This is a genomic window from Chryseobacterium jejuense, assembly GCF_900100075.1.
Lineage (GTDB): Bacteria > Bacteroidota > Bacteroidia > Flavobacteriales > Weeksellaceae > Chryseobacterium > Chryseobacterium jejuense.
This window is the reverse complement of sequence record NZ_FNEG01000001.1, coordinates 277,309-303,649: the sequence shown is the minus strand read 5'-3', so window position 1 is coordinate 303,649 and position 26,341 is coordinate 277,309. Positions and strand designations below refer to the sequence as shown.

Here is a 26,341-nt window from a genome sequence, read left to right as displayed (position 1 = left end):
ATGCAAAGAATAGAAATAAAAGCGGAAGGCTTTTTTGAATTATTAAAATTAAAAGATACTTCCATGTGGGCTATTTTCTCACAGATGATTGATGGAAATGAAAAAGAAATCATATTTTTAGACAACGAAGATAAAATCCTTTTCAACTATATTTTGCCATCTAATACAGAGAAACTGGAAGAAGACCGAAAAGAGTTTTCGAAGGAGTTTTCTGATAAACTTAGCAACCTAAATTAAAAGCCAATGAATAAGAATTATATTTTTTCTTTACTGGGTCTTCTGTTATTCAGTATAGGAAATGCTCAGAGCTATAAAAAGCCTTTGGTGTCAGCTATTAAAGAAACTGATCTCAGAAAAGACATGTATGAGTTGGCAGCAGATCAGTTCTGGGGCCGGGAAGCAGGAACTTTAGATGAATTAAAGGTATCCATGTGGCTGGCAGACAAAGCCAAAGAAGCTGGAATGAAACCTGCCGGTGATAATGGCACTTTTTTTCAGTTTTTTGATATGTACAGGCATCAGACAACTCCACAAAGCAGTCTGAAAATTGGAGATACTCAATTAAAACTGTGGAAAGATTTCCTTGTTGCAGAGCCTGTAAATGCTTCTGTAGACGCAGAAATTGTCTATGCTGGAAATACAGAACCGGAAGAGCTTGCCAAACTGAATCTTAAAGGAAAAGTGCTTGCAATAAATGCTTCTGACAAGAACATTGATAAGGAAATGACTCTTTTTGTAAGAAGATATCCTGGATTTGTAAGAACAAAATATTATAACAAAGCTACTGAACTGGGAGCAAAAGCCATCATTTTCATTACTGATGATATTTCAGACAAAAGTTGGGTGGAAGTACTTCCTCAAATGACAAGAGGAACGTATGGCGTGGAAGGATTAAGAGAAAAAATCACGAATAATATTCCTGTTCTCTGGATCAAAAGAGAGAATGCCAACTGGGTAAAAAACAATCCTAAAGTATCTCTGAATCTACTGACTGAAACCTACAAATATCCTTCCGTAAACATCATCGGGAAAATTGAAGGAACAGATCCTGTTCTTAAAAAAGAATACGTTTTATTAAGCGGACATCAAGATCACGACGGCATCAGACATCCTGTAAAAAATGATACCATCTACAACGGTGCAGATGACAATGCAAGTACCTGTGTTGCGATGCTGGCTATGGCAAGAGCTTACAAAAAACAACCGGGAAAGAGAAGTGTTTTGTTTGTTTTCCACGGTGCTGAAGAAAGAGGTTTATTGGGTTCTAGATGGCATGCTGCTCATCCTGTAGTTCCGAAAGAAAATATTGTAGCGGTACTGAATGGCGACATGATCGGAAGAAACGATAATAATGAAGCCGCTTTATTGGGTGGAAATGCTCCACATAAAAACTCTGAAGAGCTTGTAAAAATGGCTGAAGATGCCAATAACGAGAGCACAAAATTCAACTATTTAAAAGATTGGGATTCTCCAAATCATGCTGAATATTTTTATTTCAGAAGTGATCATCTTCCGTATGCTAAAGTGGGTATTCCTGCAATATTCTTTACCAGTGTATTGCATGACCAATACCATACTCCACAGGATGAATCTGAAAACATCAACTACAAAAAGCTGTATAAAATGACAGAATGGATGTACAGAACATCATGGAAAGTAGCTAATGAAGCTGAACGTCCGAAAATAATTTCGAATTTTACACTTGAAAGATAAATAATAACTCCGGCTCACGAATGTGAGCCGGAGTTGTTTTGTGATATATCAAAAATGAACAAATGATTTTTAGTTGAATAGGATCATTTTTCTTCTTACATAAATGAAAATCTACATAATATTTTGTCATTCCGCAGGAATCTCAACTTCGCTTTTAGAGTATTATAGTATAGATTTCTTCGAAATGACAAACAGGAAGCTAGAAGATTAATAATTTACAGCAAATAAAATGGTTTCAACTCTTTTAGCTACAAAATTCTATGTGCCTATGTGGTTATTTTTTTAAACCACATAGACCCATAGATTAATTACACCTATTATTTTATTCGTGAATTCGTGGCCAATAAAAATGTAGCTGTATTTTTCCCAAACTAAATTAGTAGATTCATCAAAGAAGGATCATTGTTGAGGTAGTTGACAAAAAAATCCTGCTTTTTCATGTTGTCCATCAAAGGAGTAAAATCTTCTTTTTGTTTCAGGGCTATTCCTACGACCGCTATCCCTTTTTCCTTTGAATTTTTCTGAGTGTATTCAAAAAAAGTAATATCATCATTAGGTCCAAGCACATCCATTACAAAAGTTTTTAATGCTCCCGGTCTTTGTGGAAACCTTACCAGGAAATAGTGTTTTAAGTTTGCGTATAGTAAGGCTTTTTCTTTGATCTCTTCCATTCGGGTGATATCATTATTGCTTCCACTGATGACACACACTACATTTTTCCCTTCTATCTGATCTTTATACTTTTCTAAAGCGGCTACAGAAAGGGCACCTGCCGGTTCCACAACAATAGCATCTTTATTATATAAGGAAAGAATGGTTTCACACACAAGCCCCTCTTCTACGGTGACCACATCATGCAATGTGTCTTTACACCATTCAAACGTGAGATTTCCTACCTGCTGTACAGCAGCACCATCTACAAAGCGACTGATTTTTTCAAGATATACGGGTTTACCAATTTCTAAAGCTTTTTTCATGCTTGCTGCCGCTGAAGGTTCTACCCCAATGATTTTGGTTTGAGGAGATAATTCTTTAAAGACAGAACAAACACCAGCTGCCAGACCTCCTCCTCCTATCGGTACAAAAAGATAATCAATAGGTTCATGTGCCTGTTCAAGAATCTCTAATGCTGTTGTTGCCTGCCCTTCAATGATCGCAGGATCATCAAAAGGATGAATGAATGTTCCGTTATTTTCATTACAAAACCTCATTGCAGCATCTTTTGCTTCATCAAAGGTGTCTCCATGCAAAACAATATCAATATAACTTCCCCCAAACATCTTAACCTGTTCCAGTTTTTGTCCCGGTGTGGGTAAAGGCATAAAAATGGTTCCTTTCACCTTCATGGTATTGCATGCAAAAGCAACTCCCTGAGCATGATTACCAGCACTGGCACAAACAATTCCTCTGGAAAGCTCCTCTCCTACCATGGTTGACATTTTGTTATAAGCCCCACGAATTTTATAAGATCTTACTCTTTGCAGGTCTTCTCTTTTAAAATGTACTTGAGCATTATAAATTCCCGACAAATTATTGTTAACAGCCAATGGCGTTCTGACGCACACATTTTTAAGTCTTTCCGCTGCTTTGTACACATTATCCAACACGGATAAATAGGTTTCTCCCGTCCTCATTTTTATTTCTTATTAATTATTTTCCGGTCTCAGGCTGCGTACGGTTTTTCCGGCCCTCCACATTTCACTTTCTCTTAGCTCAGTTAATTCCACCTCCAGTTTTTCTCTGTAATCAGGCTTACTGTTACTGTCGATGGACCTTTGGGCTTCATTTCCTTTGGCAACATTATCATACAATTCTTCAAATAAAGGGGAAGTTGCATCTCTGAAACGTTTCCACCAGTCTAAAGCTCCTCTTTGAGCAGTTGTGCTACAATTCGCATACATCCAGTCCATTCCGTTTTCTGCGACCAATGGCATCAACGATTGGGTAAGTTCTTCTACGGTTTCGTTAAATGCTTCTGACGGGCTGTGTCCATTCTTTCTCAATACATCATATTGTGCTGCAAATATTCCCTGTACGGCCCCCATCAATGTTCCTCTTTCTCCGGCAAGATCACTGTATACTTCTTTTTTAAAGTCTGTTTCAAATAAATATCCGCTTCCTATGGCAATTCCCAGAGCAGTTACTCTTTCTCTTGCTTTTCCTGTCGCATCCTGATAAACGGCAAAGCTGCTGTTTAATCCTCTATCCTGAAGGAACATTCTTCTCAATGAAGTTCCTGATCCTTTCGGAGCCACCAAAAATACATCTACATCAGCCGGGGGAACAATTCCTGTACGTTCATTAAAGGTAATTCCAAAACCATGAGAAAAATACAACGCTTTTCCTGGAGTAAGGTGCTGCTTAACTTTTGGCCAGTATTCGATCTGTGCAGCATCACTCAGTAAATAACAGATGATGGTTCCTTTTTCTAAAGCTTCTTCAATTTCGAATAAAGTTTCGCCCGGTACAAATCCGTCTGCTACAGCCTTATCCCAGGATTTAGAATTCTTTCTCTGGCCTACGATCACATTAACTCCGTTGTCTTTCTGATTCAGTGCCTGTCCCGGCCCCTGTACTCCATAACCGATTACTGCTACTACCTCATCTTTTAATACTTCCTGAGCTTTTTGTAATGGAAACTCTTCTCTTGTTACTACGTTTTCTTCTACTCCTCCGAAATTTAATTTTGCCATTTTCTATAATTTTATTTTGTTGTTTTATACTATTGATTGATAACACTTACCTTTCTAAGAACAGTAAGTGAAAAAAGATTTTCTTCTAACACTTAAGTTCACTTGAGTAAGTGTAAATAATGCTGAATAAGAAGTTCACATAAGATGAAAATCAGAGATTTTCAAAAAAACTTAAGTGTACTTGATATGCATAAAGCTTGTGACTTAAAAATATCTTAAGTGCTATTTTAAATGTTCATAGCTGGTTTTATATTTAACTAGCATATTCTATAGCCGTGAAATATGGATTTTTATGATAATGAACCTCCAACACATCTACCTGTTTTTCCATTTGTCTGGTAATCTTCTGAACAGATTCTTCTGTTTCTCTGATGGTAATGACAAACTTTTTTATATGCTCTGTTTCAGAAGGTCCCATATTGAAATGGGTTATGGAAATCCTCCGTCTTGAAAAAATAGCATTAATTCTGCTCATCAATCCCAAACAATCCTCTGTGTAAGCTGTTATAGTATATTCTTTATTTTCTGTTCTCATTTTTTGTTGATTTTATGATTTATGATTCAATACAATTTCTGAAACACTTTTTCCCTGGGGAATCATTGGAAATACGTTGTGTTTTTTTCCTGTCATCACCTCTAACAGAAAAGCTCCTTTACGAGTAAGCATTTCCTCAAGAGCTTCTTTCAAATCTTCTCTCTGACTAACCTTTCTTCCAGGAATATGGTATCCGCTCGCCACCTGTACAAACTCCGGACTCTGGATGTCCACGGAAGAATATCGTTCTTCATGAAAAAGCTCCTGCCATTGTCTTACCATTCCCAGATAGCTGTTGTTCAGTATTAAAATTTTAACCTCCGGATGATATTGCATCACTGTTCCCAGCTCCTGAATATTCATCTGAGCACCTCCATCTCCCATTACTGCAATAACAGGAAGATTTCGTTCTCCATAAGCTGCGCCTATTGCTGCGGGAAGACAGAAACCCATTGTTCCCAATCCTCCACTTGTAACATTAGTTCGTGAATACTGAAAGTTGGAATACCTGCAGGTTACCATCTGATGCTGCCCTACATCCGTTACAATCACAGCTTTTCCTTTCGTCATTTCATTAAGACATCGGATAACCTCTCCCATAGTGATCTCTTCTTCATTAGGATATAATTCTTCATTGATGAGATTAATGCATTCCACTTCCATACAGTCTTTAAACCTTTGATGCCATTCCGGATGTTCTCTTTTCTGAATCAATGCAGTAAGAATTGGTAAGGTTTCTTTACAGTTTCCAAGAACCGGAACATTCACTTTTACATTTTTATTAATTTCTGAGGAATCAATGTCAAAATGAATAATCTTTGCCTGTTTCGCATATTGATCCAGTCTTCCGGTTACGCGATCATCAAAACGCATTCCTACGGCAATCAGCACATCACATTGATTGGTGAGAATATTAGGTCCGTAATTTCCATGCATTCCTACCATTCCTACTGCCTGTGGATGATCTGTAGGAAGAACGCCCATTCCTAAAACCGTCCATGCTACCGGAATTCCTGATTTTTCTGCAAACTCAAGAAATTCTCTTTCTGCTTTTCCAAGCATAATTCCCTGCCCGGCAATAATAAATGGACGTTCAGCCTGATTAATCAGTTCCGCTGCCTGTTCAATGTGCTCCAGCGACGGTGCAGAATCCGGTTTATAGCTTCTCAAAGAATGGCAAGGGGAATACTCTTTGTATGCAACTTTCTGCAACTGGGCATTTTTAGTAACATCAATAAGTACTGGCCCCGGACGTCCAGATTTTGCGATATAAAATGCTTTAGCTAATACTTCAGGAAGTTCATTGGCATCGGTTACCTGATAATTCCATTTGGTAACAGGGCTGGTGATATTCATAACATCAATTTCCTGAAAGGCATCTGTTCCTAAAAGATGATCAAATACCTGTCCTGTAATGCATACCAATGGTGTATTATCCAATAAAGCATCTGCTAATCCTGTTACCAGATTGGTTGCTCCGGGACCACTGGTAGCCATAACCACTCCTACTTTTCCCGAAACTCTTGCCAATCCCTGTGCAGCATGTACAGCCGCCTGCTCATGGCGCACAAGAATATGCTCCAGTTGATCTTTGTAATCATAAAGGGCATCATAAATGGGAATGATAGCACCCCCAGGATAGCCGAAAACTGTTTTCACGCCCTCATGAAGAAATGCTTCAAGAATAATCCGGCTTCCACTCAGTTCTGTAGCTGTTGATTGATTTAAATTCTTCATACTCTCTGATTTTAAATTTCATCCGTTACACAGCCTTCAGCGGCAGATGATACGGTTAATGCATATTTATAAAGCAATCCTTTTTTCACTTTTAGAGCAGGTTTTTGCCAGCCTCGCTTTCTTTTTTCAATCTCTTCTTCTGAAACTTTTAGCTGTATGGTATTGTTTACAGCATCAATTTCTATAAGGTCATTATCTTCCACAAAAGCGATCAGTCCGCCTTCATGAGCTTCAGGAGTGATGTGCCCTACTACAAAACCATGAGTTCCCCCACTGAATCTTCCATCTGTAATCAAAGCCACGCTACTTCCTAGCCCAACACCAATCAAAGCACTTGTAGGTTTTAGCATTTCCGGCATTCCGGGAGCTCCTTTTGGTCCTTCATTACGGATTACAATTACATCTCCATGTTGTACTGTTCCGTCTTCAATCCCTTTAATGAGGTTCTTCTCACCATCAAATACACGGGCTTTCCCTACAAACCGCTCTCCTTCTTTACCGGTAATTTTGGCGACACTTCCTTTTTCAGCAAGATTTCCGTACAGAATTCTCAAATGTCCTGTAGGTTTTACCGGATTCGACAATGGCTTTATAATCTTCTGGGTATTAAAATCCAGCGTTGGAACATCTTCTAAATTTTCGGCTAATGTTTTTCCCGTAACGGTTAAACAATCTCCGTGTAACAACCCTTCTTCCATCAGATACTTCATCACTGCAGGTGTTCCACCGTGTTCATGTAAATCCTGCATCAGGTATTTTCCGCTTGGTTTAAGGTCTGCTAATACAGGGGTACAATCACTCATTTTTTGAAAATCATCCTGTGTAACAGATACTCCAATGCTTTTGGCCATTGCTATGAAATGAAGAACTGCATTGGTACTTCCACCTAACACAACGATCAGGCGAAGTGCATTTTCAAAAGCCTTTCGTGTCATGATATCTGAAGGTTTGATATCTTTTTCAAGAAGAATCTTCAGGTATTTTCCTGCTTCCAGACATTCGTTTTGTTTTTCTTGACTTAATGCAGGATTGGAAGATGAATAGGGAAGACTCATTCCTAATGCTTCTATTGCAGAAGCCATCGTATTCGCAGTATACATTCCGCCACAAGCACCTGCTCCGGGACAGGAATTCTTGACTACTCCATCAAAATCCTCTTCTGAGATTTCACCAGCGATCTTCTTACCCAAAGCCTCAAATGCAGAGACAATATTCAAAGTTTCTCCTTTGTAACATCCGGGAGCAATGGTTCCACCGTATACCATGAGTGAAGGTCTGTTTAGTCTTCCCATCGCGATGATTGTTCCTGGCATATTTTTGTCACATCCGGGTAAAGCAATGAGTCCGTCATAGTACTGAGCTCCACAAATGGCTTCAATACTGTCTGCAATTACATCCCGGCTTACCAGTGAATAACGCATCCCATCAGTTCCGTTGCTCATACCATCACTTACCCCAATGGTATTAAAGATCAACCCTGCCAGTCCGTGATCCCATGTTCCTTTTTTGACCACTTTGGCCAGATCGTTAAGGTGCATGTTACAGGTATTTCCATCGTACCCCATGCTTGCAATCCCGATCTGCGCTTTATGCATATCTTCTTCTGTAAAGCCAATCCCGTATAACATTGCTTTTGCGGCCGGCTGTTCACTGTTTTGTGTGAATGTTTTTGAATATTTATTTAACATATTTTCCTGCATTTGCTGTTCTTCCAGTCTCTTTAGATGATTTTCTTTTATTTAATTTCGGGTTAAAACTACAGCTTGTAATATTTTTCCAATGCTCAGTTTTTCTGAAATTACAATATCCAATCGTTCAAGAATTAATTTCAACTACTTAATAATCAATGATTTATATTTTAAAAATTTACAATGACAGAACTCTCACTAATTTTGAATACGCCTGCTGTACCTTTTCACTTGCGGTGTCTTTCCATTGTTTGGTGAAAGGAACATCATCCAAAGAATCCAAAGCAACGATTTCAGCAGCTGTACCACAGAAAAAAGCGGCATCGGCACCTCTCATTTCTTCAGGTTTAAAGAAGGTTTCTTTAACGGGAATATTCAGCTCGTCACATATTTCAAAAACAGTCTGCCTTGTGATACCGGGAAGGATGCTTCCTTTTGCTGGAGTAAATAATGTTCCGTCTTTTTCATAAAAAACATTGGCTCCTGAGCTTTCTGCAACATTTCCATTTTCATCCAGAACCAAAGCTTCATCATATCCTTTATCTTTTGCATCCTGACAAGCCAGAATAGAGTTCACGTAATGTCCGCCTACTTTGGCTTCTACTTTGAAGGCTTTCGGATTAGGACGCTGAAAACCAGAGGTCATAATCTTCATTTTATCTGCGAGATAACCGTTGCTCCACTCCCAAGCCAAAAGGGACAGGTAAGATTCTTTGCCTTTTGAAAGGGACATATTGGGAGAACAGGTTACCAGAGGACGGATATAAGCATCTGTAAAGCCGTTCAGTTCCAATAGTTCATAAGTAAGTTCTGTAAGCTGATCTGCTGAATAATCGAAAGGAATGTGCATAAGTTCTGCGGATCTCTTCAGCCTTTCATAGTGTTCTTTTGCTTTAAAAATCCTTGTTCCATGGGCCGTGCTGTAAGATTTGATTCCTTCAAAAACCGAATATCCGTAATGAAGGGATTGCCCATAAAGATTGGTTCCTGTGTCTTTGGCTTTCATGAAATTTCCATCAAAATAGATGACCGTGTCGTCGTTGTAATACATGTTATAATGGGTTAAAATTTAAGAAATGGGAATAAAAAAAGCCCTCTCACGCTGTGAGAGGGCTCAATATATGTACAGTCATACATGTTCCGTCTCACAAGCGTAAGGGAATAATAATGACGATAATAATTACTGCGAATAACTGATACATAATTGTACTCTAAAAAATTAAAATAAAAAAAGCCGCTTCAAAATGAAACGGCTATATATAATTTAAATAAAAATCTATTTTAAAATGCCGTTTCCTGACTGTTGTAAATGACAACAGCTGCAATAGAAATGACAATAATATTTTTCTGATTCATAAAATTCATATTGCAAATGTATAAACTTTTTAAAAACTCACAAGCTTTTTTAAAACTTTTTATTTTTTTCGTAAAAATTGATGAACAGTTTCTTGGGCTTCCGCCACATCGTGAACTCTTAAAATTTTCGCTCCTTGCTCCAGCACTTTCATGTGTAATTTCTGTGTTTCCTCATTGATATCAAGCGGAGATTTTCCAAGGGGTTTATAGATAAATGATTTTCTTGAAATACCAATCAGCAAAGGAAATTTTTCAAATCCTAGATATTCAACCTCATTAATCATTTTCATCTGATCTTCTACCGTTTTTCCAAAGCCAAAACCGGGGTCTAAAATGATATCTTTTACTCCTTTTTGCAGTAACTCATTAGTCTTTTCAGAAAAGTATCTGTTGACCTCTAATGTTATATCTTCAAACTTAATTTTATCATGCATGGTTTCATAGGATGAATTGACGTGCATCAAAATATAAGGAAGTTGAGTTTCTGCTGCTGTATCAAACATTTTTTCATCATATTGTCCTCCGGAAATATCATTAATCATGTCTATTCCTTCATTGAATCCAAATCTTACGGTTTCAGCATAAAAAGTATCCAAAGAAATCAATGCTTCCGGAAATTCTTTTTTGATTTTAGAAATCACATTTCCAATTCTTTTGATCTCCTCTTCACTGGTCAAAAATTCAGCATTTGGACGGGTAGATTGTGGGCCGATATCAAGAATTCCGGCACCTTCTTTCAGTAGTTTTTCAGCATGCTCCAATGCCGGTTTCTCATCATTAAATTTTCCGCCATCTGAAAAAGAATCCGGGGTAAGATTGAGGATTCCCATGATCTTTGGAGTATCCAGCTGTACCAGTCTGCCATTGCAATTGATGGAGTACGTTTGATAGTTTGATGGCTTGAGAGTTTGAGGGTTTGAGAGCATAAGATTTATAAATGATGAATGATAAGTGATGAATGATTTTATATCCTGCAAAATTAGCAATTTGTAAAGGGAATAAAAGTAAGAAAACAAGAAAAATAATAGATGGTTTCTACAAGGTATTATATTCTCAAGTACACTAGAACTCTAAAACTCTCCACCCCTAATACTCCTCCACTGTACAACAACATACAAACATGATTCAAATCAAACTCATTTCATAAACAAAACCGAATTCGTATATTTGGAAGATTAAGAAATTATATGTCAAAAACATCAGTACAGTTCGAGAAAATTATCAGTCAGTGTCGTGATCTTTTCAGTAAAAAGTTACAGGATTACGGACCTGCGTGGAGGGTTTTAAGACCAAGTTCCATCACGGATCAGATTTATATTAAAGTTAATAGAATCCGTACGCTGCAAATGACTGATGTAAAAATGGTGGATGAAAGTGAGGAGGATGAATTTATCGCAATTGTCAACTACTCTATCATTGGCCTTATTCAGCTTGAAAAAGGACTTTCCAATGACTTTAATGAAAATAAGGAAGAAATTTTAAGTCTGTATGACAAATATTCCCACGAAGCTCAGGCTTTAATGGAAAGAAAAAACCATGATTATGGGGAAGCATGGAGAGATATGAGAATCTCTTCTATTACAGATTTGATTTATCAGAAAGTATTAAGAACCAAGCAGATTGAAGACAACCAAGGAAAAACCATCGTATCTGAAGGCCTTGACGCCAATTATTTCGATATGCTGAATTATGCTGTTTTCTGCCTGATTAAATTCTCAGAACAAAAAAACCAATTCGAACCCAAAACTATTTAACATGATCAAAGGTTTATTACGCTTTATTATTGCTGTCATTTTTATCCTTTCAGGCTTTGTAAAAGCTGTGGATTTAGTAGGATTCTCCTTTAAAATGGAGGAATATTTTTCACCTGCAGTCTTCAATATACCGTTTTTTGAAAAATTTGCCCTGCTGTTTTCAATTATTGTTGTTGTACTGGAGCTTTTCTTAGGATTTATGCTGCTGCTGAAAATGAAGCTTAAATTTACCTTATCAGCTTTAATTGCACTTTGTGTGTTCTTTGGCTTCCTTACCTTCTATTCTGCCTATTTCAATGTGGTAACGGATTGTGGATGCTTCGGAGATGCTATTAAATTTACGCCTTGGCAGAGTTTCTTTAAAGATGTGGCTCTTCTTGTAGGCCTTATCATTCTGTTTGTACTATACAAAAAAGACTTCCGTAAAACGGATGAGTACGGTGACACTAGAAAACAACCAACAGGTAAGTTCAAATATTATATTTTCGCGGCATTTTCTTTAGTAATGATCTATATTATGGCTCAGGGAATTATGCATGAACCCATCATAGATTTCCGTGATTATAAAATCGGAACAGACATTAAAGGAGAAAAAGAAAAAATCAATAAAAACCCATCTGAATACAAGACTTTTTATTCCTTGAAAAATCAAAAAACCAATGAGGTTCTAAAGGTAAATCAGGACGATTACATCAAGGAAACAAAATACTGGGCAGAAGGTTCTCCTTGGAAAATTGAAGAAGGAAAAAATGAATCTGTACTTGTGAAAGAAGGATATAAATCTGAAATCGTAAAATTCAAGATTGAAGATCCTACAGGAATGGAACTTACGGATGAAATCATCAAAGCTCCAAAAGCTATTTTAGTATTTTCTTATCATCCAAAAGAAGTTTCTGCTGATCTTCTTCAAAAGGTGGAAGCTAAAGTAAATGCTCAGAAAGGAGCGCTTATCTATGGGGTTTCAACAGATCAGAACACTTTTAAAACCATTAAAAATGCAATGATGGACGGTACTGCCATTAAAACCATTGCAAGAAGTAATCCTTTTGTACTGATCCTTCAAAACGGGAAAATTGTAGATAAACAACCCGCAAAAGACTATATTAAATAAAGAGTATGGAAGATAATTTCAATTACATTAATGAAAATTATATTACAGAAGATCATTTATGTAATATAACAGGGATCACTAAAGATGAATTGGTTGTACTTATCCAAAATCATTTAGTTCCGGAAGCTTCTTATATTATTTCCCGAAATATAAAAATTACATCACCTCTTAACGATGAGTTTCAAAGTGAAATCACTGAAAAATATTTCAGCAAAAGCTGTATTTCACTGATTCAAAAAAATAAAAATCTGAATGATCCTCAAAAGTATAAAGCTGAATTTAAAGAAAAATTTCTTCAAAACTTAATGGCTCATTCTGATAAAAGCTTTGCTTATAATGATATTTTCAAAAATGATTTTTCTAATCAGGAAAAGCTTAATGAAATCTTTGAAAGTGAGTGGACTGCTTATTGTAACGGAATTTATGGAATCTGTACACTCCATTCTACCGAAGAAGACATTATAAAAAAAGAAATTGCTGTAAAAAAATTAATACAATTCAATGAAATATTTTCTCAAAAAACACTTGCTGCAAGTGAAATAAAAGAACTTACGAAATTGAATGAAGAATTCAATGAAGTAGCAGAGAGATTTGCTCCTTATCAAAGAAAAGCAAGCAGCAGAGGGAAATACCTCGACTGCATTTTAGAAAAAAACAATTTAGAACATTTAGTAAAGAAATATTAACTATGCAAAAATCAAATAAATCTATCGCCGGTTACCACTTATTAATGATCCTTTCTTCTGTAGACGGAGAATTTGCTCCTGAGGAAGGAATGCTGGTACAGCAATATCTGGCAGATGAGTTTCCCTTCAGAATGAACCTTGATAATGAACTTGATACATTAGCTCTTTTACAGCCCGAAGAATGGAAAGATCACTTTGAATTTCATGGTAGATGTTTCCTTGATGATTCTACAGAAGATGAACGTGTAAAGTTTGCTCAGTTTGCCAAGTCTCTGATTAAAGCAGACAATAAGGTAACTGAAGAAGAGCATACCTTCTATGTGCTACTGAAAAACTTATGGGGATTATAACCTTCTTCAAAAGCAAAAAACCATGAAAAAAATTTATCTAGGATTATTAGTAATGAGTGCATCCACATTTCAATCTCAGAAATTTCCGGATCTGAAAGCTCCTGTTGCAGAAAAGCAGGAACACATCAGAGAAATCCATGGTGATAAGGTCAATGATCCTTACTATTGGATGATCGATTATTTTAAAAAAGGAAAAGATTCTACCAAAGTTGTTGAGTATTTGAAGGCTGAAAACACCTATTGGGAAGGCATGATGAAAGATACTGAACCTTTCAGAGAGAAACTTTTCCAGGAAATGAAGGCCAGAATCAAAGAAAAAGATGAGTCTGTCCCGGTTTTCAAAAACGGATATTATTATTACACCCGTACAGAAGCGGGAAAACAATATTTTAAATACTGTAGAAAAAAAGGCAGCATTACTGCTCCGGAAGAGATTCTTTTGGATATAGACAAACTGGCGGAAGGTCATCCTTACTATGCTGCTTCCGGTTTCAGTATCAGTCCGGATAATGCAAAAATGATTTATGGGGTGGATGATGTTTCACGAAGACAATATAAATTATTCCTAAAAGATCTTTCAACAGGAAAAACCATAGACTTGGGTATTAAAAATACCACAGGATCTGCTGTATGGGCGAATGATAATAAAACGATCTTTTATACTTCCAAAAACCCTGAAACTCTTTTAACGGAGAAAATTTTCAGACATACTTTAGGAACAGATGCTTCAAAGGATGTCATGGTATATGAAGAAAAGGATAAAACCAATTATATTGGTGTAGGAAAATCCAAGAATCAGAAATTCATTATGATCTCCTCGCAGGCAACAACCTCTTCTGAAACCAGATATCTTGATGCCAGTGATCCCAACGGAGCTTTTAAAGTTTTTCAGCCCAGAATTAAAGATGTTCTGTATGATGTTACTCCACTGGATGATAAATTTTTAATCACCACCAATAAAGATGCTCTTAATTTTAAGGTTGTAGAAACTCCTTTAACCCAAACAGGCATTGAAAACTGGAAAGATTTTATTCCACACAGAAAAGAAGTTCTAATGGAAGGAATCTCCGAGTTTAAGAATTACCTTGTTTTCAGCGAGAGACAAAATGGGCTTTCCCAGTTGGTAATCTATGACAGAAAAACAGGCAAAAAAGAGTTTCTTAAATTTGATGAAGCCACTTATACCGTTTATCCATCTGGAAACCCTGAATATAATACAGATAATTTCCGTTTTGGTTATACCTCTATGATTACACCAGGCTCCCAATACGAACAGGATCTTAAGACTGGAAAAAGAACACTTCTGAAGCAACAGGAAGTTTTAGGGGGCTATAATAAAGAAAATTATACTACTGAAAGGCTTTTTGCCACTGCAAAAGATGGAACTAAGATTCCGATTTCCATTGTTTATAGAAAAGGGTTCAAAAAAGATGGAAAAAATCCTTTATTACTGTATGCTTATGGTTCCTACGGAAGTTCTATGGATGCTACTTTCAACAGCAATAGATTGAGTCTTTTAGACAGAGGTTTTGCGTATGCGATTGCACACATCCGCGGAGGTCAGGAAATGGGGAGACAATGGTATGAAGATGGGAAAATGATGAAAAAGAAAAACACATTTACCGATTTCATTGATTCCGGAGAATACCTGGTGAAAGAAAAATATACCTCTCCAAAACATTTATATGCTCAGGGAGGAAGTGCCGGAGGGCTATTAATGGGAGCTGTGGCCAATATGAGCCCTAGTCTTTGGAATGGTGTTATTTCACAGGTCCCTTTCGTAGATGTTGTGAATACCATGCTTGATACAAGTATCCCTTTGACAACCAACGAATATGACGAATGGGGTAACCCTAACAACAAAGAGGCTTATTTCTACATGAAATCTTACTCTCCATACGAAAATATCGAAAAGAAAAACTATCCGAATTTATTGGTAACAACAGGTCTTCACGATTCTCAGGTACAGTATTTTGAACCTGCAAAATGGGTAGCCAAATTGAGAGATATGAAAACTGATAAAAATGTTTTATTATTAAAAACAGATATGGCCTATGGTCATGGCGGGGCTTCCGGAAGATTTGATTATCTGAAGGATATTGCGTTAGTGTATGCTTTCATGTTTAAATTAGAAGGAATTAATAAATAAAGCTCTCGCAGATTTTGCAGATAACGCAGATGTAAAACGAGATTAATTAAAAAGTAAAATAAATCAATATAAATCTTATGAGAAGAAAAATAGTTGCAGGCAACTGGAAAATGAACAAAAATGTAATTGATGCACAACAATTGATGATTCAGTTACTAAGCTATAAAAACAATAATGCAACCAACTGTGAGGTTTGGATCGCTCCACCATCTTTATACTTAATGATGGCAAAAGACATCTTTGAAAAGGATGAAATCGGAGTATTCTCTCAGGATATGAGCGAACACGAAAGCGGTGCCTACACAGGAGAAATCTCCGCTGACATGTTAGAATCTATCGATGCAACAGGTTCATTAATAGGGCACTCTGAAAGAAGACAATACCATGGTGAAACAGATTCTCACTGTAACAGAAAAATCAAATTGGCTCTTGACAAAGGTCTTATTCCTGTCTATTGCAACGGAGAAACTCTTGAGCAGAGAAAAGCAGGACAGCACTTTGAAGTCGTTAAAAACCAAACCGAAGTAGCTCTTTTCACGCTTTCTGCTGAAGAGATCAAAAAAGTAGTAATCGCTTACGAACCGGTTTGGGCTATTGGAACAGGAGAAACAGCAACCCCTGAGCAGGCTCAGGAAATTCACGCACACATCAGAAGCATTATTGCTGCTAAATACGGTCAGGAAGTAGCTGATGAGGTTTCTATCCTTTACGGAGGTTCTGTGAAGCCGGATAATGCGAAAGAAATTTTCTCTCAGCCGGATATTGACGGTGGTCTGATTGGAGGTGCTGCTTTGAAATTAGAGGATTTCTCTAAGATTATTGAGGGTTTCAATTAAAATAAAAAAAAAAATTATCAATAAAGGGGCATCTTTGATGCCCTTTTTCACAGCCTCTGATCTTATTAGTATAGTAGATTCCGAAGGTTTTATTTTCCAAAATATGTCTCTTAAAATTACTTAAATGGATTTTTTAAAAACGATCGCCACCATATCTGTTTTTATACTGTTCCTTCTTATTTTATTTTTATTGACCTTAAAATCCAATAAAAAGCTTTCCAATCAGCTTTTTGCAGGATACCTTTTTTTCACAGCTGTTGATGCAAGTGGAATTTTTATTTCAGAACCCATCATTAGTACTTACCCCAATTTAGAGATTTTCAGATGGACTCTCATTTTATTCAATATTCCTCTATTCTATCTGTATGTCTTATCACTTTGCTATGAAGACTTTCGATTAAAAAGAAAGCATTTGTTTCATATCATCCCTTTTGTCATCATTACCCTCATATTGGTTTCAAGAATATATTATACAGAGGGTATTGAAAAAAAATATCTCCTACAACATCATCATGAGACTAGTGAAATGATCGTCTTCCAATATTTGATAGAAATCCAATATTTGATGTACACTATTGTCATTCTTATGGTTTTGAAAAAAGCAAGAAATATTTATCTGGAAAATCAATCTTATTCTACCAACTTAGTTTATAAATGGTTGTTTCAAATGACCTTGCTTTTTATGGTTGTTCATTATTTTGCAACCTTTAAAAATATATTGAGATATACCGACAATCACCAGCTGCTGATTTTTATTAACAGTTTTTTGGAAATTATTGCATTAATTGTTACTAGCTGGTTTGTTTTAAAAGCATTAAAATATCCTGAATTTTTCAGAGGAGTTGATACGCAGTTACAATTAATACATGATTTTAATAATGAAACGCTGCCAAAAACTAAATCAGAAAACCAACAAAATCCAGATGAAAATATTACTATCCAACTCGAGCTGCTGAAGAAATATATGACAGAAGAAAAACCGTATTTAGATCCAGCTCTTACGGTACAAAACCTCGCAGCACAAATGAATATGCCCAGTCGGGAATTATCCATTTTAATAAATTCTAATATGAATCAGCATTTTTTTGATTTTGTAAATAAATACCGTATCGAAAATGCAATGGAATTATTAACCAATCATTCTAAAAAAGATTGTACAGTCTTAGAAATTTTATACCAGGTGGGATTCAATTCAAAATCATCATTTAATACTGCTTTTAAAAAACATACTGCTTTAACCCCTACAGAATACAGGAATACCTTTTACAAAACCAATTAACTTCTTTTATTTGGTTCGACTTTTTAAAATCGGTCGCTTTTCGGAAGATAATAATTCAAATTTGTCTGCTATAAAACAGAGACTATTTTGTCTCACTTATAAAAACAAAAAAGAATTATGAAAACAAAGAAAATGCTTTTCAGTTTATTATCCTTAGGAGCAAGCCTATTGGGATTTGGACAAGACACCATAAGGCTGAAACCTTATATTGAAAACATGAAAACCATAGAGGTGGTTATTGAAGGAAAAAAATATAATTTCCTATTTGACACCGGTGGAGCAGAAACTATTATTTCTCCTGAAATAGCAACGCATTTTAATAAAAAAATCTACGGAAAGGCAACCGGATTTAGAATGAGTGGAGAGATGATTAAAGCTCAAAGATCAGATCGTATTTCAATGACTATAGGTTCCACAAAAATATTCCATCCAGCAGTTGCTGTTTTTAATATCATGTCTATTTTGCCGAAAGAATTTCCAAAACTAGATGGTGTTATTTCTCTGAAATCTTTTGCGGACCATATTCTAACGCTCAACCTTTCTAAAAATACCATTATTGTAGAGAGTAAATCGTCATCTCAAAAAGCAATACGTGGAAAAAGTCTTGTTACCAGTAGATTTGCCAACGGATTAGACGCTACTGAGCTAAATATCTTTTTGAATATTCCAAAAGACAATCAATCGTACTGGTTTCTTTTTGATTCTGGAAACAGTGGACCTTTGCTGTTATCTACAGAGACTGCTGCAACGTGGAAACTCTCAAAAGATAAAGATAATATGAACTCTGAAACTCAATTTGTTATCGGGGAAAAAGTATTGATCTCAAAATCATTTACGCGAGATATTATTTATGATGGTGTACTCAATTTTGAAACTTTGTGCAACTATATTTTTACAATTGATTTTAAAAACAGTAAAGTTTGGATAAAATAGTAGGCAAAAGTAATATTCATTCTTTTAAAAATCTTTTATTTTCCTACTCAGACCCATGATAATAAAAAACGGCGGAATAAATTCCGCCGTTTTCCGTTAAAAAAATCTAATTATTGAATATCGACTATATACATAGTTCCTTTGTCAACCTTCCCTGTTTTAGGAAGGATTTTAGCTTTAGGGTTTCCGGCTCCGTCATCTACTACTCCAAAGTCATCATCATTAAATACAGCCAGTTTATTATTTCCCAAATAAACAATTCCTTCAAACTTATCATGTTCATAGCCTAATTTTGCAACCAAGTCTACGGCTAATTTTTTAGAAACAGGTTTAATTCCTGCGGTGGTAAGCTCATCCCAGGTACACTGTTCCAAAGCTTTTCCGTTTACTTTCATTCCATCTACGGCTGCAAGGTCGGTTCCATTTACGTCTGTTGCATCGCTTAGGTTAATTCTGTACACTTTTTTAATTCCACCCTGCGTCCCGAAATTACCATCTCTTTCAATCACAAGGAATTCATTATTCCCTAATGCTGTAATGTCACAAACTGAATCAGAAGCTCCACCATCTTGTTTATACAGATATTGTTTCGTTTGCCCTGTATTAATATCAAAAGTTACAATTCTCGTTAAAGTTGCATTGGTTGCCAGTGCTTTTGATGGAACAAACATCATTGACTGCATTGTTCCTACCAATGTTTTTCCATCTGGACTCATACAAAGTCCTTCCATTCCTCTGTTCGCTCTTCTTTTCGCTAAAACAGCAGGTAATTTTCTAGTTCCTGTATTTACACCCATCGGACTTATTCTTTCCATCTCTACTCCATCGGCATTGTAATGAACAATATGGGGTCCGTATTCATCGGAAACCCAGAATGTACCATCTGGTGCTGCCACAACACTTTCACTGTCTAAACCATATTTATCCGTACCCAGTTCATTTCCTGCTGCATCATAAGCCACTTCACCTGTACTTCCCATTCCAGCAGGATTTGGAAGTCCTGTAATAGGCTGTCCGGATGGATTTTTAAGTTTAATATATTTAATAACCTCTACTTTTCCTTCTGCATTAATTTTAAAATGCATAATAGTAGGTGTAAAATTAGGGGCTAAAAACTTCTTTCCGCTCTTATAATCGGTATTTGGACCACGGTCTGTAATGACATAAAACTCTCCTTTTCTTGTTGGGTGAGCCGCAGCACCAGAACCGAATCCACCATTAATTACATCCACTCCGTTCACTGTTGCCAGTGTTGTAAAAGGAAACTCCTGAGGAAGTTTAGAGTAATTAATATCCTGATTATTTGTATTGTTGTCATCGTCTTTGCTGCATGACCATACTACAGACATCACCAAAGCAGATAATAATAACTTTTTCATATTAACTTTTATGGCGCGAAAGTATAAATTGATTATAAACTAATCTTGAATGCAATGATAATTGTATTTTAACAATAGAACCTTGAGATGAATTCAATATAAACAATAAAATCCCTTGTTTCACTCTGAAAATAAAAACTAAACCTCCAATTCATTATCAATCAACAAAATCAATGATCACAAAACTCAATTTACCCTCAACAAATGCTATAATCTGCCATATAATTCACAAAATAGGCATCAAAAAATTATATGATATATTTGCACCGTTTTTAAGGTTGAACACTGTTCACAATAGGGAATCAAGTGAGAATATCATTCAAATCTTGAGCTGTACCCGCAACTGTAAGCTGTTTTACCTATAGCTATGATACACCACTGGATCAACATCCGGGAAGGTTGGCTATAGGATGCGAGCCAGGAGACCTGCCTTAAACACCCTTTAAATTTCAGGATTAGAGATAAGCCTGTCAATACATAAGTTTCGGGAATAAAACTTTAATTTAATTATATCATGAGAAAAATCTATTTTTTTTTCTTACTGCTTTGTACGCAGTTATTCTTTGCCCAATTCACAGAAAACGACATTAAGTTTTGGGTAGGAACCGGTTCTAAAAAGGCTTATTTCATTGCCGATTTTAATGACAACAATACGCCAAGATCTTATGCTTGGGGTTATCGTTTTGATGGTGATAATTTAATGGTGGAAGACATGATCAATGCGATTATGGCTGCAGAACCTAAAATAGAGGCTGACATTCCTTCAGGATTTCTGTACAGTTTCAAATACAATCACCATACTCCAAGTACAGATGATTACTGGATTACCTGGACCGGGTCAAATGCCGAAAATTTGTCCAACCAAAATAATGGTGTAGGGTATACGGCTTTAACAGACGGGCTATGGTTTGGTATTACTTATGGTCTTGATTTCAGTGATACTCCACCATCAACTCCGGTACCAGCCTACAGTTCTGAATGGTACACCTCATCTCAAATTACCAATTGGATGGGAACAGGAAATAATAAAAGTCTTGTTGTTGTAGATTTTGGAACCCATAATTCTAATAACAATGCCAACTCTTTTGTTTTTGGAATTAAATATAATGGCAGTATAACAGCAGAACAAGCTCTACAGCTTATCCAATCTCAAGCTTCCTATTTCAATTTTACTTCCAGTAATAATCAGATTTCCAATTTGTCTTTAAATACGTTCTCTGGAAACAACTCCGGAACAGAAAGCTGGAAGTTATATACAGGAAAAGATCTTTCAAGTTGGCAAAAAAAGGCTGATTTGAGCCAAATCCAATTGAGTAACAACACATGGCTGGGATTAAGCTTTGGAGACAGAAGTCCTTTCACTCCTACTGAAGCAAGTAATACTACATTGTCTGTTGCCTCGGTAAATAAAAAAGCATCATTCCATATTTTTCCTAATCCAACGAGTGATTTTATTCAGATTGACACTCCTGAGAATATCAAAGAAGTCAATATTTACTCATCTTTAGGACAAAAAGTAATGACTTCTCAGACAACAAAGATCAATGTTAAATCTTTAAATGCTGGTATATATTGGGTAGAGATTAAGACTAAGAATGGGGCTACTGTTCATAAGGTCGTGAAGAAGTAATAAGCCACCCCGTCAAAAATTCAAAGAATTTTTGACACCCCTCCGGAGGGGAATATCACGTCTTCAATTGAGATTTTGTTCGTTATATTTATTTAGCAACGTATGCATTTACAGATAATTCGGGCATTTGTATCCAACAAAAAACGCATCCAAATCGGATGCGTTTTTCAGTATGATTATACAAAATCAATTATTTTTTTTCTGCTCTTTGAAGAACCTCATCTACCATTCCGAAGCTTTTCGCTTCTTCAGAAGTCATCCAGTAATCTCTGTCAGAAGATTTCTCTACCCACTCATACGTTTGTCCTGAATGGTGAGCGATAATGTCATAAAGCTCCTGCTTTAATTTCAACATCTCTCTTAAGTTGATCTCCATATCAGAAGCTACTCCCTGAGCACCTCCAGAAGGCTGGTGAATCATTACTCTCGAGTGTTTAAGCGCAGAACGCTTTCCTTTTTCTCCTGCAACCAATAATACAGCTCCCATTGAAGCAGCCATACCAGTACAGATTGTAGCTACATCCGGTTTAATAATCTGCATTGTGTCATAGATACCTAATCCTGCATATACACTACCACCAGGAGAGTTGATATAGATCTGAATATCTTTAGACGGATCTGCACTTTCTAAGAATAAAAGCTGAGCTGTAACAATATTCGCTACCTGATCGTCAATTCCTGTTCCAAGGAAGATAATTCTGTCCATCATCAGACGGGAAAAAACGTCCATTTGAGCAACGTTTAATCTTCTTTCCTCCATGATGTACGGAGTTAAATTCGTTGGGCCATACATTCCCATATACTGATCGGTAGCCAAACCGTTGTTTCCTAAATGTTTTACAGAGAAATCTCTGAATTCCTTTTTAATGTCCATATTTATATTATGTATTATTTTACAATATTTTCAACGTTTAAATTACAATATTTATTCCTAAAATTTTATAGGACTTTTTGTCACAGAATCCGGAATCTTTTTGTCTTTAAACTATCTCTTTCTATCAATATAAATTCCTTTAATCGGGGAATATTCAATGATATTACTTAGTCTGATAGAAGCCTGTTTTAACAAAGTAATTTTCTTTATCAGCTCATAGTATTTTACTTCATCTGTGCTGCTGTATTCATCAAGTTCCTTAGCGGTTTCCGTAATCAGATAATCAATATATCTGTATTTATGCAGCAAAACATCACCTGTAATCTGATCGGCAACTTTATCACCGTAATTAGGCGGATAAATATTTCTGGAAGCCCAGTTTTCAAGATCATCCAAAGGAATCAGTGCATCCACAACCTTTGTAGTAATTTCTTCGTCCATAAAAGATACAAAAAAGTTTCCACTTCTCAATTCATCTTTTTGAATCCCGTCTTTTACCTGATGGATAATGATTTCATTTCCTTTGACTAAAAAGGTATACTGTTCTTCTTCAAAATGATGAAGAATTTCCTCAATAACTGTGATCTGATATTCTTCATTATTTTCATTCTTCCTTTTCAGGACAATATCTCCAAACGCTAACATGTGTTCAATAAGCTTGTTCTCCATAAACAATACTTCAAACAGGAAAGGATCTTCTTTTTCTTTATCCGGAGGTACAATCTCTAACTTTGGAGCCGCTTTTTCTTTTTGCTGCTGTTGCTGAACATGATGAGTCTGATTCTGAGTAATCTGTTTCTGAACATCCAGCTCATTGAAAAGACTCTGCTCAGAAAGTCCGAATTTATTGGAAACTTCCTTCAGATACACTTCCCTTTTCAACGCATTCTGTACAAAGGAAACCGACTTTACAATATCACGAATGGCCTCTGCTTTTTTGATGGGATCATTTCCTACATCTCTCAACAGAATTTCCGCTTTAAAGTCTATGAAGTCCATCGCTTCATTTTCGATGTACTTTTCTACATATTCCTGCGGATGTTTTCTGGCAAAGGAATCCGGGTCATCGCCATCCGGGAAAAGCAAAACACGAATATTCATTCCTTCCGTCAGCAGCATATCAATACTTCGGAAACTGGCTTTAATACCAGCATTATCACCATCGAAAAGAATCGTTACGTTTTCCGTAAGTCTCTTAATCAGTTTGATTTGCTCTGTGGTAAGAGAAGTTCCTGAACTTGCTACCACGTTTTCAATTCCGGACATGTGAAGAGAAATCACATCCATATATCCTTCTACCAAAAGACAGCCGTTTTTTCTTGAAATAGCCTGCTTACTTTGGTTTAATCCATAAAGAACATTGGATTTATGGTAGATCTCCGTTTCCGGCGAGTTAAGATACTTCGCTGTTTTGACATTACTTTTAAGAATCCTTGCTCCAAAACCGAGCACTCTACCCGAGAAACTATGAATTGGAAAAATTACCCTTTCACGGAATCTGTCAACTCCTGCCGGAGTATTTTCCGGGAAAATAGAAAGTCCGGATTTTTCAAGAATCTCTTTAGTATAGCCTTTTTCTAGAGCATATGCTGTAAATGCATTCTTTTGCTCAGGAGAATATCCAAGCTGGAACTTGTTAATAATATCATCTTTAAGCTCTCTTTCTTTAAAATAGGACAATCCTATACTTCGTCCCTCTTTGTTATCCCAAAGGATTTCCTGAAAATAAGTATTGGCAACTTCATGAATTTTATATAATAGATCTTTTTCTGTTTGGGCATGTTTGGCTTCCTCAGAAATTTCACGCAGATCTTCTTCAATTTCAATTCCGTATTTCTTAGCGGCATGACGAAGTGCCTCAGGATAAGTAAAGTTTTCAATTTCCATCAGAAAAGAGATCGCTGTTCCTCCTTTTCCGGTAGAGAAATCTTTCCAGATCTGCTTACTTGGTGACACCACAAAACTAGGAGATTTTTCTTCATGAAAAGGACTGAGTCCTTTAAAGTTAGACCCTGCTCTTTTCAACTGAACGTACTCTCCTACTATCTCTTCTACCCGTATCGTTGAGAAAATTTTGTCTATTGTCTGCTTAGAAATCATGCTGTAAAATTAAGTATTTTTATATAGATGTAGGAATATTTTAAGTGAGATAATTTAGAATAAACAGAGTCAAAAAATGCGAAATAAGATGAATAAACACAGCAATTAAGTAATGGTTTGTAATTTATTTTCAATAATATTATTCATAAAAAAATCTCCTTAGTGGAGATTTTTAAAGATTAAAAATAAAAATTAGTTTTACTTCTTAATAAATATTTTTGTAGAAATGCTTCCAGATTTATCTGTAAACTCTACTATATAGCTTCCTATACTAAGATGATCTATAGAAATAGAATTATTACTTACTTTTGAGATTTCTACTTTCTTTCCTTCCATTGTATAGACTGTCGCAGAAATGATCTCTTTTTCTGATTTAAAATATAAATCTTTACCTGCAGGATTTGGATAAACCCCTGTTTGTTTCTTCTTCAGCTCAACATCATTTACAGAAAGAGACAGAGATGTTACATTGAGTGTATAAGGAACCGTCTGCGGATCAGGCCATGAAGAAATCAAGATATAATAAGTGTGACCTGTAGTTATTGCAAAATTATTGACCGTTAAATCGTCACCATCTGAAACACTTCCTTCACATGCCGCATAATTTACACCAATATCAGCACAATCATTATAAACGAATAAGCCAGTCCAGCCCGTTCCACTCGGAATTTCTATTTTTATAGTTCCCGTAAATGTTGCCGTGTAAGAATAAATCACATCATTCCCTCCGTGGTAATCATTCCCGAAACCATCCGCTGAACCACTACATGCAGGACTGTTATCAGGATCAGGATCATAGTTATCTGCATAATTGGCTGTATCATCCGTTGTCGTATATGGCAAGGTGTTAATTACAATAGGGTTGGCACAGGTTGTCCCCACTTGTGCACCTGTTATTCCAAAAAAAGAAATAAATAAAGCTAAGTAAATGTTTTTCATAATAAATGTTTAGTATTCAATCAAATATAAGAATCTATCATCAAAAACACAAAAAAAACCACACAAAGTAAACAAAACAACGCGAAACCCCCACTTATACTTTATTATTATCAATCTAAATTATTATAAAAAACATAATTTAGATTTAAATTTGGCAAATGAAAATACAATCTTTACAGGAATGGCAGCAAATTGTGGATGAAGTCATTCCTAAACTAAAATATAATATCCTTTTATTAAAGGGAAATCTGGGTGCAGGAAAAACTACTTTCACTCAATTTTTGCTTAAAAACCTGGGAAGTGAAGATGAAGTAAACTCTCCTACCTATTCCATTGTCAATGAATACACGACTTCAAAAGGAAAAGTATTCCATTTTGATCTTTACCGCTTAAAAAACATTGAAGAAGTATATGATATTGGGATTGAAGAATACCTTGACAACTCTTTTCTATGCATCATTGAGTGGCCGGAAGTATATGAAGAAGAGCTCTACGGGCTCAACTATCACACAATGAGTATTGTGAATACAGGTGAAAACAGAGAAGTTTCATTCGAGTAAATATTATGTATCTTTGCTTATTAATTGAGTATAAAAAAC

Annotated in this window: 23 protein-coding genes and 1 riboswitch; of the genes, 12 read left to right on the top strand and 11 right to left on the bottom strand. The window is 36.0% G+C overall.

The genetic code is table 11. The annotated features are described in order from the left end of the window. Together BLS98_RS01390 and BLS98_RS01385 are read left to right on the top strand one after the other, a co-directional pair. Positions 1–237, top strand: coding sequence for a hypothetical protein (locus BLS98_RS01390; RefSeq protein ID WP_089732862.1), 237 nt, complete (start codon positions 1–3; stop codon positions 235–237). Between the two features lie 6 nt (positions 238–243). Continuing rightward, on the top strand, positions 244–1,713 hold the full coding sequence (locus BLS98_RS01385) for a M20/M25/M40 family metallo-hydrolase (RefSeq protein WP_089732860.1): 1,470 nt from the start codon (positions 244–246) through the stop codon (positions 1,711–1,713). A gap of 371 nt (positions 1,714–2,084) precedes the next feature. Here the strand turns inward: BLS98_RS01385 and ilvA are convergent, their stop codons facing one another. The 7 genes from ilvA to folP form a co-directional block, all read right to left on the bottom strand. Continuing rightward, on the bottom strand, positions 2,085–3,347 hold the full coding sequence (gene ilvA, locus BLS98_RS01380; protein WP_089732858.1) for a threonine ammonia-lyase IlvA: 1,263 nt from the start codon (positions 3,345–3,347) through the stop codon (positions 2,085–2,087). 12 nt (positions 3,348–3,359) lie between these two features. Then, positions 3,360–4,406: a ketol-acid reductoisomerase gene (ilvC, locus tag BLS98_RS01375; protein ID WP_089732856.1), complete on the bottom strand. Its 1,047-nt coding sequence runs from the start codon at positions 4,404–4,406 to the stop codon at positions 3,360–3,362. Between the two features lie 253 nt (positions 4,407–4,659). Then, positions 4,660–4,941: an ACT domain-containing protein gene (locus BLS98_RS01370; protein ID WP_089732854.1), complete on the bottom strand. Its 282-nt coding sequence runs from the start codon at positions 4,939–4,941 to the stop codon at positions 4,660–4,662. Between the two features lie 12 nt (positions 4,942–4,953). After that, positions 4,954–6,678, bottom strand: a complete 1,725-nt coding sequence (ilvB, locus tag BLS98_RS01365; protein WP_089732853.1) for a biosynthetic-type acetolactate synthase large subunit — start codon at positions 6,676–6,678, stop codon at positions 4,954–4,956. 11 nt (positions 6,679–6,689) lie between these two features. Continuing rightward, positions 6,690–8,366 carry a dihydroxy-acid dehydratase gene (ilvD, locus tag BLS98_RS01360; protein WP_181575124.1) on the bottom strand — a complete coding sequence of 559 codons (1,677 nt, stop codon included), beginning with the start codon at positions 8,364–8,366 and terminating at the stop codon, positions 6,690–6,692. A gap of 178 nt (positions 8,367–8,544) precedes the next feature. Continuing rightward, positions 8,545–9,417, bottom strand: coding sequence for a branched-chain-amino-acid transaminase (gene ilvE, locus BLS98_RS01355; RefSeq protein WP_089732849.1), 873 nt, complete (start codon positions 9,415–9,417; stop codon positions 8,545–8,547). Between the two features lie 364 nt (positions 9,418–9,781). After that, positions 9,782–10,648 carry a dihydropteroate synthase gene (gene folP, locus BLS98_RS01350; protein WP_089732847.1) on the bottom strand — a complete coding sequence of 289 codons (867 nt, stop codon included), beginning with the start codon at positions 10,646–10,648 and terminating at the stop codon, positions 9,782–9,784. Between the two features lie 261 nt (positions 10,649–10,909). Between folP and BLS98_RS01345 the strand changes: the two genes are divergently transcribed. The 8 genes from BLS98_RS01345 (at position 10,910) to BLS98_RS01310 (ending at position 18,820) form a co-directional block, all read left to right on the top strand. Continuing rightward, complete coding sequence (locus BLS98_RS01345) at positions 10,910–11,476, top strand: DUF1599 domain-containing protein (RefSeq protein WP_045494642.1); 567 nt, start codon at positions 10,910–10,912, stop codon at positions 11,474–11,476. A 1-nt stretch (position 11,477) separates the two neighbouring features. Next, positions 11,478–12,587, top strand: coding sequence for a BT_3928 family protein (locus tag BLS98_RS01340; RefSeq protein ID WP_089732845.1), 1,110 nt, complete (start codon positions 11,478–11,480; stop codon positions 12,585–12,587). 5 nt (positions 12,588–12,592) lie between these two features. Continuing rightward, positions 12,593–13,273: a DUF6058 family natural product biosynthesis protein gene (locus BLS98_RS01335; protein WP_089732843.1), complete on the top strand. Its 681-nt coding sequence runs from the start codon at positions 12,593–12,595 to the stop codon at positions 13,271–13,273. Positions 13,274–13,275: 2 nt separating this feature from the next. Continuing rightward, positions 13,276–13,623, top strand: coding sequence for a hypothetical protein (locus tag BLS98_RS01330; protein WP_089732841.1), 348 nt, complete (start codon positions 13,276–13,278; stop codon positions 13,621–13,623). 22 nt (positions 13,624–13,645) lie between these two features. Next, positions 13,646–15,772: a S9 family peptidase gene (locus BLS98_RS01325; protein ID WP_089732838.1), complete on the top strand. Its 2,127-nt coding sequence runs from the start codon at positions 13,646–13,648 to the stop codon at positions 15,770–15,772. A gap of 77 nt (positions 15,773–15,849) precedes the next feature. Next, positions 15,850–16,608, top strand: a complete 759-nt coding sequence (tpiA, locus tag BLS98_RS01320; protein ID WP_089732836.1) for a triose-phosphate isomerase — start codon at positions 15,850–15,852, stop codon at positions 16,606–16,608. 124 nt (positions 16,609–16,732) lie between these two features. Further along, positions 16,733–17,887 (top strand): helix-turn-helix domain-containing protein, encoded by a 1,155-nt coding sequence (locus BLS98_RS01315; RefSeq protein ID WP_089732833.1) that lies wholly within the window; start codon positions 16,733–16,735, stop codon positions 17,885–17,887. Positions 17,888–18,004: 117 nt separating this feature from the next. After that, entirely contained in the window at positions 18,005–18,820 is an 816-nt protein-coding gene (locus BLS98_RS01310; protein WP_089732831.1) for an aspartyl protease family protein, read from the top strand. Positions 18,821–18,930: 110 nt separating this feature from the next. On the opposite strand, the gene BLS98_RS01305 is transcribed toward BLS98_RS01310, so the two are convergent. Beyond that, a complete protein-coding gene (locus tag BLS98_RS01305; RefSeq protein WP_089732829.1) occupies positions 18,931–20,199 on the bottom strand; it encodes an esterase-like activity of phytase family protein in 1,269 nt (422 codons plus the stop codon). Positions 20,200–20,457: 258 nt separating this feature from the next. Further along, positions 20,458–20,647, top strand: a riboswitch (cobalamin riboswitch). 66 nt (positions 20,648–20,713) lie between these two features. On the opposite strand from BLS98_RS01305, the gene BLS98_RS01300 reads away from it, so the two are divergent. Further along, on the top strand, positions 20,714–21,829 hold the full coding sequence (locus BLS98_RS01300; RefSeq protein WP_089732826.1) for a T9SS type A sorting domain-containing protein: 1,116 nt from the start codon (positions 20,714–20,716) through the stop codon (positions 21,827–21,829). Between the two features lie 190 nt (positions 21,830–22,019). On the opposite strand, the gene clpP is transcribed toward BLS98_RS01300, so the two are convergent. From clpP to BLS98_RS01285, 3 genes are all read right to left on the bottom strand, one after another. Beyond that, the gene (clpP, locus tag BLS98_RS01295; RefSeq protein WP_089732822.1) at positions 22,020–22,703 is read right to left on the bottom strand and encodes an ATP-dependent Clp endopeptidase proteolytic subunit ClpP; all 684 of its coding nucleotides are present in this window, start codon (positions 22,701–22,703) and stop codon (positions 22,020–22,022) included. A gap of 111 nt (positions 22,704–22,814) precedes the next feature. Further along, positions 22,815–24,803 (bottom strand): DNA primase, encoded by a 1,989-nt coding sequence (gene dnaG, locus BLS98_RS01290; RefSeq protein ID WP_089732820.1) that lies wholly within the window; start codon positions 24,801–24,803, stop codon positions 22,815–22,817. A gap of 198 nt (positions 24,804–25,001) precedes the next feature. Further along, the gene (locus BLS98_RS01285) at positions 25,002–25,742 is read right to left on the bottom strand and encodes a T9SS type A sorting domain-containing protein (RefSeq protein ID WP_089732818.1); all 741 of its coding nucleotides are present in this window, start codon (positions 25,740–25,742) and stop codon (positions 25,002–25,004) included. 158 nt (positions 25,743–25,900) lie between these two features. On the opposite strand from BLS98_RS01285, the gene tsaE reads away from it, so the two are divergent. Continuing rightward, the gene (gene tsaE, locus BLS98_RS01280; RefSeq protein ID WP_089732815.1) at positions 25,901–26,302 is read left to right on the top strand and encodes a tRNA (adenosine(37)-N6)-threonylcarbamoyltransferase complex ATPase subunit type 1 TsaE; all 402 of its coding nucleotides are present in this window, start codon (positions 25,901–25,903) and stop codon (positions 26,300–26,302) included. Positions 26,303–26,341: the final 39 nt, after the last annotated feature.